We start from the raw sequence: 12,952 nt of genomic DNA on the forward strand, positions 1-12,952 counted from the left end.
TCCCGGACACCGCATGCACGTGATCGTTCTCGGCGCCGGCGTGATCGGCGTCACCACCGCCTGGCACCTGCGCGAAGCAGGCTGCGACGTCACCGTGATCGAACGCGAGGCCGACGTCGCGCAAGCGACCAGCCTCGGCAACGCGGGTGTGATCGCACCCGGCTACGTGACGCCGTGGGCCGCGCCCGGGATGCCCGGCAAGATCCTCAAGTACCTGTTCAAGCCCGCGTCGCCGCTGATCTTCCGGCCGACGCTCGATGCCGCCCAGTGGCGCTGGATCGCGCGCTGGCTGCGCGAATGCGAGTTCGAGCGGTTCCGCGTGAACAAGCAGCGGATGCAGCGCATCGCGTATTACAGCCGCGCGTGCCTGCATGCGTTTCGCGAGCGCTATCCATTCGACTACGGCGCGAGCCGCGGTTACCTGCAACTGCTGCGCGGCGCGTTCGACGTCCAGATGGCGCAGCCCGCGCTGAAGGTGCTGCGCGATGCCGGCATCGCGTTTCGCGAACTGGACGCGGCCGGCTGCACCGCGATCGAGCCGGGCCTGCGCTGGGCGCGGCAGGCGCCCGTCGGCGGCATCTACCTGCCCGACGACGAAGCGGGCGACTGCGCACGCTTCACGCACGAACTGCGGGCGCTGTGCGAAGCGAACGGCGTGACGTTCAGATTTCGCACCGCGATTCGCATGCTCGATGTCGCGGCCGGCAAGGTGCGCGGCGTGCGGGTCGGCGCGCTCGATGCAGGCGCCGGCGCGCGACGCGACGCCCTGCTCGCCGCCGACGCGATCGTCGTCGCGCTCGGCGTCGACAGCGCCGACCTCTTGCGGCCGCACGGCATCGACGTGCCGCTTTATCCGGTGAAGGGCTACTCGGCCACGCTCGCGGTCGCCGACGATGAAAAGGCGCCCTGCGCCGCGCTGATGGACGAATCGCTGAAGACGGCGATCACGCGCTTCGGCCCGACGCTGCGCGTCGCGGGCACCGCGGAACTCGGCAACCGCCACGCGGCGTTGCGGCAGCAGGCGCTCGACACGCTGATGAAGGTGCTCGACGACTGGTTCCCGCACGCGGCCGATCGCGCGTCGGCGCGTTTCTGGGTCGGCCGCCGGCCGATGACGCCGGACGGGCCGCCGCTGCTCGGCGCGAGCGGGATCGATGGTCTCTGGCTCAATGTCGGCCACGGATCCACCGGCTGGGCGATGTCGATGGGTTCGGGAAAGGTGGTGGCGGATCTCGTCACGGGACGGACGCCGGAGATCGATCTGTCGGGACTGACGCTCGCGCGTTACCGGCGCTAGCCCGGCCGTCGGGCAGCGTGGGCGACGCGATGCCGCGGCACGCCCGCCTACGACGTTACCGAAAGCACGACCGACCGCGCGAGGCGTCGCCGGAATGGCTCAACCGGCCGCCGCCGCGCCGTCCGCCCGCGCAATCGGCACCGATACGATCGGCCGGTGCGACACGCCTTCGTGCGACAGCCGGCTTTCGAACAGCGTGAGCGCGTCGAACCGCAGCGCGACCGGCCGCTTCACCGCACCGCCGTGCGCCGGCTGCCCGAGCGCATCGTGCGGCAGCCGCGCGAGCGTCACGTGCGGACGGAACGGGCGCCGGTCGGCGGGTATGCCAAGCTCGTGCAGCTTCGCCGACAGCGCGGCATTCAATGCCGCGCACGCCGGTTCGGCGGCCAGTTCCGCGACGATCAGGCGTGCGCGCGGCAGGCTCGGCCACCACGCGATCCGTTCGACCGGCATCGGCGGCAGCGCATGCGCGGCCGCGAGCGCCGGCAAGCAAGCGGCCAGCGCATCGCAGCGCGCCCGTTCGATCGCGCCGACGAACGCGAGCGTCACATGCAGTTGCGCGGGCAGCGGACGCCGCGCGCCCCGCGCGACCGGCAACGCGTGCAGCGCGTCGCGCGACGCCGCATCGGGCATCAGCGCGACGAACACGCGCAGCCGGTCGCCGTTCATGACTCGTTCACCACCGCGCGCGGCGCGGGCGCCACATCAGCCGGGGCCGGACGCTGCGGCAGCGGGCCATGCTCGCCCCATACGTCGGCCGGCAGCACGCGCGCGAGTTCGGGGATCGTGTTGCGCGTAAACACCGGATCGGCGACGCCGGCCGCGCGCTGGCGGCGATAGTCGGCCCACGCCGCGTGCGCATACTTGCCGAGCGCGAGGATCGCGATCAGGTTGATGATCGCCATCAGCCCCATGCTCGTGTCGGCCATCGCCCACACGAGCGGCAGTTGCCCCACGCTGCCGAACATCACCATCCCGAGCACGGCGAGGCGGAACAGCGGCAGCACGCCGCGCCGCTTCGTGATGAATTCGACGTTGCCTTCCGCGTACGCGTAGTTGCCGATCACGGACGAGAACGCGAGGAAGAAGATCGCGACGGCCATGTAGATGCCGCCCCAGTCGCCGACGTGGCTCGAGATCGCGCGCTGCGTGAGCGCCGCGCCTTCCATCCCGGTGCCGAGCTCGTACTGGCCCGACAGCAGGATCACGAACGCGGTCGCGCTGCAGATCACGATCGTGTCGACGAACACGCCGAGCATCTGGATCAACCCTTGCGTGACCGGATGGCGCGTGCTCGCGGTCGCGGCCGCGTTCGGCGCGCTGCCCATCCCCGCCTCGTTCGAGAACAGTCCGCGCTTCACGCCGATCGCGATCGCCTGGCTGACCGCATAGCCGGTCAGGCCGCCGGCCGCCTGTTCGAGGCCGAACGCGCTCTTCACAATCAGCGCGATCACGCCCGGCACCAGCGCGAGATGCGTCGCGACCGCATAGACGGCCAGCGCGAGGTAGCCGATCGCCATCAGCGGCACGATCACCTGCGCGACCGTCGCGATGCGGCGAATCCCGCCGAAGATGATCGGGGCGGAAAGCAGCACGAGGCCAAGGCCGACCGTCTCGCGGCTCCAGCCGAACGACGTATGAAACGCATCGGCGATCGCATTCGCCTGCACCGCGTTGAACACGAAGCCGAACGCGAGGATCAGCGACAGCGAGAACAGCACGCCGAAGCCGCGCGAGCGCAGGCCCGTCTGGATGTAGTACGCGGGGCCGCCGCGATAGCTGCCGTCCGGGTGCGACACCTTGAAGATCTGCGCGAGCGTCGCCTCGACGAACGCGGACGACATCCCGACGAGCGCGGTCATCCACATCCAGAAGATCGCGCCTGGCCCGCCGACCGTCAGCGCGACCGCGACGCCGGCGATGTTGCCGGTGCCGACGCGGCTCGCCAGCCCGGTCGCGAACGCCTGGAACGACGAGATGCTGCCCGGCTCGCCCTTGCTGCCGACCAGCTTCATGCTGAGGAACAGCGCCTTCAGCTGGATCATCCGGAACCGCAACGTGAACCATGCGCCCACGCCGAGCAGCAGCGCGATCAGCACGTAGTTCCACAGCACGCCGTTGACGGCTTCGATGAGCCCTTGCACGAATGCTTCCATCCAGAATCCTTGTAAATAGGGTCAGTCATGTGCAGCGGCCGCGAGGATGCGACCGGAAGGGCGACATGATATGACAGTTCTCAAGGATTATTACAAAACGAAAGGAATTGAGATGACGAAAAATCGAGCCCGAATGTCATCAGATTAGACGACGTTTCGCGAAAATAAGGGGCGGCGTCGGGATAGCCATGCCGAAACTTGCGGGCGATGGGGAGATCGGCGATTCAGCCAGTCGATCAAACCGGGCAAGCTCCCGATCACCCACGGGCTTCGGAAATAAAAAAGCCGGGCGTCCTCTCGGACGCCCGGCGTTCATCGAAACCCGCTCGCGCGATTCAGCTCAGCGCGGCAGTTCCGAATGCCCCATCAGGTATGCATCGACCGAGCGCGCGCACTGGCGGCCTTCGCGGATCGCCCACACCACGAGCGACTGGCCGCGACGCATGTCACCTGCCGCGAACACCTTGTCGACCGACGTGTAGTACGAACGATCGCCTTCGGTCGCCGCGCGCGCATTGCCGCGCGCGTCCTTCGCGACGCCGAACGCGTCGAGCACCGGCGCGGCCGGTTGCGTGAAGCCCATCGCGAGCAGCACGAGATCGGCCTTCATCTCGAACTCGGAACCCGGCACTTCCTGCATCTTGCCGTCCTTCCACTCGACGCGCACCGCGATCAGCTTCTCGACCTTGCCGTTCTTGCCTTCGAGACGCTTCGTCGCGACCGCCCAGTCACGCTCGCAGCCTTCCTCGTGCGACGACGACGTGCGCAGCTTGATCGGCCAGTATGGCCACACGAGCGGCTTGTTTTCCTCTTCCGGCGGCTGCGGCAGCAGCTCGAACTGCGTGACCTGCTTCGCGCCGTGGCGATTCGACGTGCCGACGCAGTCCGAACCCGTATCGCCGCCACCGATCACGATCACGTGCTTGCCCTTCGCGAGCAGCTGGTCGACGAGCTTGTCGCCCGCGTTCACGCGGTTCTGCTGCGGCAGGAAGTCCATCGCGAAATGGACGCCCGCGAGTTCGCGGCCCGGCACCGGCAGGTCGCGCGGCGTTTCCGAACCGCCGGCGATCACGACCGCGTCAAACTCTTCCTTCAGCGTGTCCGGCGAAATGGTTTCCTTCGCGAGGCTGCCGATCGACTCGGGCAGCGGCTCCTTGCCGATGAACACGCTGGTGCGGAACGTCACGCCTTCCGCTTCCATCTGGCGCATGCGGCGATCGATCAGCCACTTCTCGAGCTTGAAATCGGGAATCCCGTAACGCAGCAGGCCGCCGATACGGTCGTTCTTCTCGAACACCGTCACGTCGTGGCCCGCGCGCGCGAGTTGCTGCGCGGCGGCGAGGCCCGCGGGGCCCGAACCGACGACCGCGACCTTCTTGCCGGTCTTGTGCTCGGCCGGCAGCGGCTTCACCCAGCCTTCGCCCCAAGCCTTGTCGATGATCGCGTGCTCGATCGACTTGATGCCGACCGGGTCGTCGTTGATCCCGAGCGTGCACGCCGCCTCGCACGGCGCCGGGCAGATGCGGCCCGTGAACTCGGGGAAGTTGTTGGTCGAGTGGAGGACTTCGATCGCCTGCTGCCAGTCCTGGCGGTAAACGAGATCGTTGAAGTCCGGGATGATGTTGTTGACCGGGCAGCCGTTGTTGCAGAACGGGATGCCGCAATCCATGCAGCGCGCGCCCTGGACCTTCGCGTCCGCGTCGGTCAGCGCCGCGACGAATTCCTTGTAGTGCTTCACGCGCGTGAGCGGTGCTTCGTACGCCTCGTGGCGGCGTTCGAACTCCAGAAAACCGGTTGCCTTGCCCATAAGGTGCTCTTCTGTTCGATGTATCGGGTGGGGGAGCCGCGCGCGGCCGTGAGGCGCGCGCGGCATTCGCTATGTCGTTCGTCGCTCAGGCGGCCAGCACTTCCTTCGCCGCCTTCTTCGCACCGATCTCGCCCAGCGCGCGCTTGTATTCGTGCGGGAACACCTTCACGAACTGGCGGCGCGCCGCGTCCCAGTTTTCCAGCAGCGACTTCGCGCGCGGCGAACCCGTGAACTGGAAATGACGCTCGACGAGCCCCTTGAGCAGCGCTTCGTCCGTCGTGCCTTCGTGCCAGAGCGCGCGGTCGACCGTGCGCTCCTGTTCGGCCTGCTGCAGCACCGGCTCGAGCGCGACCATCGACTTGTTGCACTTGGCCGCGAACGTACCTTCCGGATCGTAGATGTACGCGAGGCCGCCCGACATGCCGGCCGCGAAGTTGCGCCCGGTCTCGCCGAGCACGACGACCGTGCCGCCCGTCATGTATTCGCAACCGTGGTCGCCCGTGCCTTCGACGACCGCCGTCGCGCCCGAGTTGCGCACGCAGAAGCGCTCGCCCGCCACGCCGCGGAAGAAGGCTTCGCCTTCGATCGCGCCGTACATCACCGTGTTGCCGCAGATGATGTTTTCCTCGGACTTGCCGCGGAAGTCGTTGGTCGGGCGGATGATGATCCGGCCGCCCGACAGGCCCTTGCCGACGTAGTCGTTGCCGTCGCCGACGAGGTCGAGCGTCACGCCCTTCGCGAGGAACGCGCCGAAGCTCTGGCCGGCCGTGCCCTTCAGCTGGATGTGCACCGCGTCGTCGGCCAGGCCGTCGTGGCCGTGCTTCTTCGCGATCACGCCCGACAGCATCGCGCCGACCGTCCGGTTCACGTTGCGCACCGGCTGGATGAACGACACGTGCTCGCCGTTCTCGATCGCGGCCTTCGCCTTCTCGATCAGCACGTGGTCAAGCGCGCGCTCGAGGCCGTGATCCTGCACGTCGACGTGACGCGGCGCGACGTCCTCGCACTCTTCCGGCTGGTAGAACACGCGCGAGAAGTCGAGGCCCTTCGCCTTCCAGTGCTCGATGCCCTTGCGGGTGTCGAGCAGGTCGGCGCGACCGATCAGGTCGTCGAACTTCGCGATGCCGAGCTGCGCCATGATCTCGCGCACTTCCTCTGCGACGAAGAAGAAGTAGTTCACGACGTGCTCGGGCTGGCCCTTGAACTTCGCGCGCAGCACCGGATCCTGCGTCGCGACGCCGACCGGGCACGTGTTCAGGTGGCATTTGCGCATCATGATGCAGCCTTCGACGACGAGCGGCGCCGTCGCGAAGCCGAATTCGTCCGCGCCGAGCAGCGCGCCGATCACGACGTCGCGGCCGGTCTTCATCTGGCCGTCGGCCTGCACGCGGATGCGGCCGCGCAGGCGGTTCAGCACCAGCGTCTGCTGCGTTTCGGCCAGGCCGAGCTCCCACGGCGTGCCCGCATGCTTGACCGACGACAGCGGCGACGCGCCCGTGCCGCCGTCATGGCCGGCGATCACGACGTGATCGGCCTTCGCCTTCGCGACACCGGCCGCGACCGTGCCCACGCCCACTTCCGACACGAGCTTCACGGAGATGCTCGCGCTCGGGTTCACGTTCTTCAGGTCGTGGATCAGCTGCGCCAGATCCTCGATCGAGTAGATGTCGTGGTGCGGCGGCGGCGAGATCAGGCCGACGCCCGGCACCGAGTAACGCAGCTTGCCGATGTATTCCGACACCTTGTGGCCCGGCAGCTGGCCGCCTTCGCCCGGCTTCGCGCCCTGCGCCATCTTGATCTGGATCTGGTCGGCCGATGCGAGGTACTCGGCGGTGACGCCGAAGCGGCCCGACGCGACCTGCTTGATCTTCGAGCGCAGCGAATCGCCGTCCTTCAGCGGAATGTCGCTGACGATCTCGTCGCCGATCACCGACTTCAGCGTCTCGCCCGCCTTGATCGGAATGCCGCGCAGTTCGTTGCGATAGCGCTTCTGGTCCTCGCCGCCTTCGCCGGTGTTCGACTTGCCGCCGATCCGGTTCATCGCGACCGCGAGCGTCGCGTGCGCTTCGGTGCTGATCGAGCCGAGCGACATCGCGCCGGTCGCGAAGCGCTTGACGATCTCCTTCGCCGGCTCGACGTCGTCGATCGGGATCGCCCTGGTCGGCTCGACCTTGAATTCGAACAGGCCGCGGAACGTCATGTGACGCTTGGTCTGGTCGTTGATCAGGTGCGCGTATTCCTTGTACGTCTGGTACGAGTTGCTGCGCGTCGCGTGCTGCAGCTTCGCGATCGAATCCGGCGTCCACATGTGGTCTTCGCCGCGCACGCGGTACGCGTACTCGCCGCCCGCGTCGAGCATGTCGCGCAGGACCGGGCTGTCGCCGAACGCATCGCGGTGCAGGCGGATCGCCTCTTCCGCGACTTCGAACAGGCCGATGCCGCCGACCTTCGACGCCGTGCCCTTGAAGTACTTCTCGACGAGGTCGCTCGACAGGCCGAGCGCTTCGAAGATCTGCGCGCCCGTGTACGACATGTACGTCGAGATGCCCATCTTCGACATCACCTTCTGCAGGCCCTTGCCGACCGCCTTCGTGAAGTTGTAGACGGCCTTCTCCGGCGACAGGTCGCCCGGCAGGCCTTCGGCCATCTTCGCGAGCGTTTCCATCGCGAGGTACGGGTGCACGGCTTCCGCGCCGTAGCCCGCGAGCAGCGCGAAGTGGTGCGTTTCACGCGCGGAGCCGGTCTCGACGACGAGGCCCGTGCTCGTGCGCAGCCCTTGCTGGACGAGGTGCGTGTGGATCGCCGACGTGGCGAGCAGCGCCGGAATCGCGACGTGCTCGGCGTCCGTCTTGCGGTCCGACACGATCAGCATGTTGTAGCCCGACTTGACCGCGTCGACGGCTTCCGCGCACAGCGACGCGAGGCGCGCCTCGATGCCTTCCTTGCCCCATGCGACCGGGTAGCAGATGTTCAGCTCGTATGCGCTGAACTTGCCGCCCGTGTACTGGTCGATCGCGCGGATCTTCGCGATGTCCTTGAAGTCGAGCACCGGCTGCGACACTTCGAGACGCATCGGCGGGTTGATGTTGTTCGTGTCGAGCAGGTTCGGCTTCGGGCCGATGAACGACACGAGCGACATGACCATGTTTTCGCGGATCGGGTCGATCGGCGGGTTCGTGACCTGCGCGAACAGCTGCTTGAAGTAGTGATAGAGCGTCTTGTTCTTGTTCGACATCACCGCGAGCGGCGAGTCGTTGCCCATCGAACCGACGGCTTCCTCGCCCTGCTGCGCCATCGGCGCCATCAGGAACTTCAGGTCTTCCTGCGTATAGCCGAACGCCTGCTGGCGGTCGAGCAGCGCGGCGCCCTGCGTGCGGCCGGCCGCGACTTCCTCGGCCTTCGGCTCGATCTCGTCGAGCTTGATGCGCACCGCGTCGATCCAGCTCTTGTACGGCTTCGCGTTCGCGAGGTTGTCCTTCAGTTCCTTGTCGTCGATGATGCGGCCGTGTTCCATGTCGATCAGGAACATCTTGCCCGGCTGCAGGCGCCACTTCTTGACGATCTTCGATTCGGGGATCGGCAGCGTGCCGGCTTCCGACGCCATGATGACGAGGTCGTCGTCGGTCACGATGTAGCGCGCCGGGCGCAGGCCGTTACGGTCGAGCGTCGCGCCGATCTGGCGGCCGTCGGTGAACGCGATCGCGGCCGGGCCGTCCCACGGCTCCATCATCGCGGCGTGGTATTCGTAGAACGCGCGGCGGTTCTCGTCCATCAGCGTGTGCTGTTCCCACGCTTCCGGGATCATCATCATCACCGCGTGCACGAGCGGGTAGCCGGCCATCACCAGCAGTTCGAGACAGTTGTCGAACGATGCGGTATCCGACTGGCCCGGGTAGATCAGCGGCCACAGCTTCGGCAGATCGTCGGCGAGCACGTGCGACGCGATCGCGCCGGTACGCGCGTTCAGCCAGTTCACGTTGCCCTTCACGGTGTTGATCTCGCCGTTGTGCGCGATCATCCGGTACGGGTGAGCCAGCTCCCACGCCGGGAACGTGTTGGTCGAGAAGCGCTGGTGCACGAGCGCGAGCGCCGACACGACGCGCGGGTCCTGCAGGTCGCGGTAGTACACGCCGACCTGGCCGGCCAGCAGCAGCCCCTTGTAGACGACCGTGCGCGCCGACATCGACGGCACGAAGTATTCCTTGCCGTGCTTGAGCTTCAGCGCCTGGATGCGGTGGCTCGCCGTCTTGCGGATCACGTACAGCTTCCGCTCGAGCGCGTCCGTCACCATGATGTCCTTGCCGCGGCCGATGAAGATCTGGCGGATCAGCGGCTCGCTCGCCTTCACCGTCGGCGAGATCGGCATCGCATGGTCGACCGGCACGTCGCGCCAGCCGAGCACGACCTGGCCTTCGGCCTTCACCGTACGCTCGAGCTCCTGCTCGCACGCGAGACGCGATGCGTTTTCCTTCGGCAGGAAGATCATCCCCACCCCGTATTCGCCGGCCGGCGGCAGGTCCACGCCCTGCTTCGCCATTTCCTCGCGATAGAACGCGTCCGGAATCTGGATCAGGATGCCCGCGCCGTCGCCCATCAGCGGATCGGCGCCGACCGCGCCGCGGTGATCGAGGTTCTCGAGGATCTTCAGACCCTGCTGAATGATCTCGTGACTCTTCTTGCCCTTGATGTGAGCGACGAAGCCGACGCCGCAGGCGTCGTGTTCGTTTTGCGGGTCGTACAGACCTTGTGCGGCGGGCACCGCGGCGAGCGGCTGCTGGTGGTCGTTCATGGGGACACCGTCGTAAAGGGGGCCTGGAGGCCGTTGAACCGTTTTCTTGTTGCCATCGATCCCGCTCCCGGCGGGAGACGGCGCGGCCGACGGTGGTTGGGCAGGCTTCGCCCGGGCCACCGGAATTCGGAATATACGCGACGAATCAAGGGAATAGCAACAAAAACCGCTTGATCGAACCCCAATTAAATGAGTGCCTTGATGTGGTGCCTTTTTATTAGGGACGTATCGATTTGGTGCAAAAAGAAGCGGCGCCCGCTGCGCCGCTTCCAGCCTGCCTTTCCGGGGTTACTGCTGGATCGGCGGCGTGTTCTCGCGCACCTTTCTGGGGCGTCCGCGCGGCAACGGCGACACGCGCCGGTTCGCGGTGCGCGCCGCCCACTCGCGGTAATTCTCGCCGCCGAGCACCCAGCCCTTCAGCGTCGCCTGCTGCAGCTGGTCGGCCTGCCGCTCGTCGAGCGGCTGCTCGCACAGCTCCTTGTACGCGCGCTGGCGGTCGAACGGCGTGTTGCCGAGCGCCCAGTAGAGCGGATGGTCGGTGATCAGGCTGTCGACGGTGAGCCCGACGTGATGCCGGTAGCTCGACCAGCGATAGGCCTCGGGCGTCGCGACGAGCTGCGAGCGCACCGGGCTCATCTCGACCACGCGGCTCGCGAGCAGGAAATAGCGCTCGCCTTCGATCACCGTCGCCCGATAGCGGCCTTCCCACAGCGTGCCGCGCCGCGAATAGCGCCGGTTGAAATGCGCGACGTAGCGACGGCCGACGGCCTGCATCGCCTTCGGCAGGCTGGCCTCGTCGCTCGGCGTCACGAGCAGTTGCACCTGGCGCGGCAGCAGCACGTAGGCATGCACCGACAGGTGGTGATCGCGTGCGGCGGCCTTCAGGCAATCGATGAAGAGTTCGTAGTCCTGGTCGTCGACGAACGCGGGTTGCTGATCCAGGCCGCGCAGTATCACGTGCTGCGGCTGGTCGGGAACGTAGAGTCGTGCTAACCGTGCCATGCTGAATGTCCGTTTGAACGCGTTAGGAAATACCCGGAGGTCCGAAATTGCGCACCTGCGTAGAATGCCTGCCCCAGCGGCGCGCGTAAGCGTACGGTCGTGCGAATCCTAGGGAGAAAACTCTAACTTACGAGCTTGTTTGGTTTTAAACGCAGTCGTCATAATGAGCACGCCTTTGATCGGAGGAGACACAATGAAACGAAAACTGGCCATGACGGGGGCCGCAGCGCTCGCATTCGCATTCGCGGGCGGTACGGCACACGCACAATCCGCAGGTGATTTCTACGTCAGCACCGGCTGGCTGCACCTTTCGCCGCAGGACAGCAGCGACCCGCTGTTCGTCTACCGCGTGGGCGGCACGCCCATCAACCAATCCATTCCCAACACCGGCGCTGGCATCAACGACGCCGACACGCTGGGCCTCGCGGCGGGCTACTTCGTCACCGACCATATCTCCACCGAGCTCGTGATGGGGATACCGCCGAAGTTCGACATTACCGGCAAGGGTCAGTTCGAAAGATTCGGCGTACTCGGCCGTGCGTACCAGTGGAGCCCCGCCGTGTTGCTGCGCTACCACTTCAACGACGCCAATGCGAAGTTCCGTCCGTATGTCGGCGTCGGCGCGACGTACGTCTGGTTCACCGGCGCGAAGATCACGAACAGCAGCTTCGAGAACGGCGTGCTCGGCGGCCCGACCAGCGCGACGACCAGCAACCAGTGGGCGCCCGTCTTCAACGCCGGCTTCACGTACAACTTCACCAAACACTGGTTCGCGGGGCTGTCGCTCTCGTACATCCCGGTCAAGGTGACCGCGACCTTCACGACGGCCCGCCGGACGCCGGTCGGTACCCTGACCGAAACGTCGAAGGCGAGGATCTCGCTGAACCCGATCGTCACGTACCTGAACGTCGGCTACCGCTTCTAAGCGTAGTCGAATATTTGGGGAATGGTTAATCCTGCTGCAATTTGTAGCGGATTTTTCCTGACGTAACGTCTCCACGATGCAAAACGCCCCGGCGGGAATCCCGTCGGGGCGTCGTTTTTTCGCGTCAGGCACGTTTCGCGCAACGGTTTCGCCAGCGCCGCCGCGGCGCAAGCCGTGGCTGCGGCCATCAGACGGCGTCGATGTCGTCCAGCGCGTCGGGCGCAATCAGGTCGATGCGGTCCGTGCAGATGGCATCGACGCCCCAACGCGCGAGTTCGCGCGCCCGTTCGAGGTCGTTCACCGTGTAAACCAGGATGCGCAGCCCGGCGGCCTTGATCGCGCGCACGAGCGGTTCGTCGAGCCGACTGTGGTCTGCATGCAACGATACGCAGCCGAGCGCATCGATCACCTGCGCCTGCCAGTCGTCCGGCACGACTTCGTAGAGCATCCCGCGCGGCAGGCCCGGCACGGTCGCGCGCGCCTGCTGCAATGCGTCGAACGAGAATGACGACAGCAGCGGCGCCACCGCGGCATCGCGCCAGTACGCGGCCGCGTCGGCCGCCACACGCTGCCCGGTTTCGCGTTCGCGCCCCGGGCACGGCTTGATCTCGACGTTCGCGGCCAGCCCGTGCGCGATGCAGCGCGCCGCGGCCGCCTCCAGCGTCGGCATCCGTTCGCCCGCGAAGCGGGCATCGCGCCACGCGCCCGCGTCGAGCGCGGCCAGCGCCGCATAACGCATGCCCGCCGCCGCGCCGTGGCCATTCGACGTGCGATCGACCGTGTCGTCGTGCAGCAGGAACGTCACGTCGTCGGCCGACAGCTTCGCATCGAACTCGACCATCCGGTGGCCGCGGCGCGCACCCTCGTCGAGTGCGGCGAGCGTGTTCTCCGGCGCGAGCGTGCCGCCGCCGCGATGGGCGACGACGCGCGGATAGGGCCAGTCGGTACGGGATGTCATCGTCGGTCTCTCGGCAGG

General features: G+C 66.9%; 8 protein-coding genes. 2 read left to right on the forward strand and 6 right to left on the reverse strand.

What is annotated here, in order from left to right:
* Positions 1-13 precede the first annotated feature (13 nt).
* Entirely contained in the window at positions 14-1,297 is a 1,284-nt protein-coding gene (locus tag J8I35_RS20760; RefSeq protein ID WP_209926783.1) for a D-amino acid dehydrogenase, read from the forward strand.
* Between the two features lie 99 nt (positions 1,298-1,396).
* On the opposite strand, the gene thpR is transcribed toward J8I35_RS20760, so the two are convergent.
* The 5 genes from thpR to J8I35_RS20785 form a co-directional block, all read right to left on the reverse strand.
* Entirely contained in the window at positions 1,397-1,966 is a 570-nt protein-coding gene (gene thpR, locus J8I35_RS20765; RefSeq protein ID WP_209926784.1) for an RNA 2',3'-cyclic phosphodiesterase, read from the reverse strand.
* On the reverse strand, positions 1,963-3,453 hold the full coding sequence (locus tag J8I35_RS20770) for an alanine/glycine:cation symporter family protein (protein WP_209926787.1): 1,491 nt from the start codon (positions 3,451-3,453) through the stop codon (positions 1,963-1,965). The genes thpR and J8I35_RS20770 overlap by 4 nt, the downstream gene beginning before the upstream one ends.
* A 340-nt stretch (positions 3,454-3,793) precedes the next feature.
* Positions 3,794-5,260 (reverse strand): glutamate synthase subunit beta, encoded by a 1,467-nt coding sequence (locus J8I35_RS20775; RefSeq protein ID WP_050013141.1) that lies wholly within the window; start codon positions 5,258-5,260, stop codon positions 3,794-3,796.
* An 85-nt stretch (positions 5,261-5,345) separates the two neighbouring features.
* Positions 5,346-10,049, reverse strand: coding sequence for a glutamate synthase-related protein (locus J8I35_RS20780; protein ID WP_209926789.1), 4,704 nt, complete (start codon positions 10,047-10,049; stop codon positions 5,346-5,348).
* A 288-nt stretch (positions 10,050-10,337) separates the two neighbouring features.
* The gene (locus tag J8I35_RS20785; RefSeq protein WP_027783329.1) at positions 10,338-11,051 is read right to left on the reverse strand and encodes a transposase; all 714 of its coding nucleotides are present in this window, start codon (positions 11,049-11,051) and stop codon (positions 10,338-10,340) included.
* Positions 11,052-11,244: 193 nt separating this feature from the next.
* Here J8I35_RS20785 and J8I35_RS20790 point away from each other — a divergent pair, with 193 nt between their 5' ends.
* Entirely contained in the window at positions 11,245-11,976 is a 732-nt protein-coding gene (locus J8I35_RS20790; protein ID WP_209926791.1) for an OmpW family outer membrane protein, read from the forward strand.
* A gap of 187 nt (positions 11,977-12,163) precedes the next feature.
* Here J8I35_RS20790 and ugpQ read toward each other — a convergent pair whose 3' ends face one another.
* On the reverse strand, positions 12,164-12,934 hold the full coding sequence (ugpQ, locus tag J8I35_RS20795) for a glycerophosphodiester phosphodiesterase (protein ID WP_209926794.1): 771 nt from the start codon (positions 12,932-12,934) through the stop codon (positions 12,164-12,166).
* Positions 12,935-12,952: the final 18 nt, after the last annotated feature.

This window comes from Burkholderia sp. CpTa8-5, assembly GCF_017815045.1.
Lineage (GTDB): Bacteria > Pseudomonadota > Gammaproteobacteria > Burkholderiales > Burkholderiaceae > Burkholderia > Burkholderia sola.

Coding starts and splice junctions, on each gene's coding strand:
- J8I35_RS20760 (WP_209926783.1), top strand. CDS start 14: ATGCACGTGATCGTTCTCGGCGCCGGCGTGATCGGCGTCACCACCGCC.
- thpR (WP_209926784.1), bottom strand. CDS start 1,966: ATGAACGGCGACCGGCTGCGCGTGTTCGTCGCGCTGATGCCCGATGCG.
- J8I35_RS20770 (WP_209926787.1), bottom strand. CDS start 3,453: ATGGAAGCATTCGTGCAAGGGCTCATCGAAGCCGTCAACGGCGTGCTG.
- J8I35_RS20775 (WP_050013141.1), bottom strand. CDS start 5,260: ATGGGCAAGGCAACCGGTTTTCTGGAGTTCGAACGCCGCCACGAGGCG.
- J8I35_RS20780 (WP_209926789.1), bottom strand. CDS start 10,049: ATGAACGACCACCAGCAGCCGCTCGCCGCGGTGCCCGCCGCACAAGGT.
- J8I35_RS20785 (WP_027783329.1), bottom strand. CDS start 11,051: ATGGCACGGTTAGCACGACTCTACGTTCCCGACCAGCCGCAGCACGTG.
- J8I35_RS20790 (WP_209926791.1), top strand. CDS start 11,245: ATGAAACGAAAACTGGCCATGACGGGGGCCGCAGCGCTCGCATTCGCA.
- ugpQ (WP_209926794.1), bottom strand. CDS start 12,934: ATGACATCCCGTACCGACTGGCCCTATCCGCGCGTCGTCGCCCATCGC.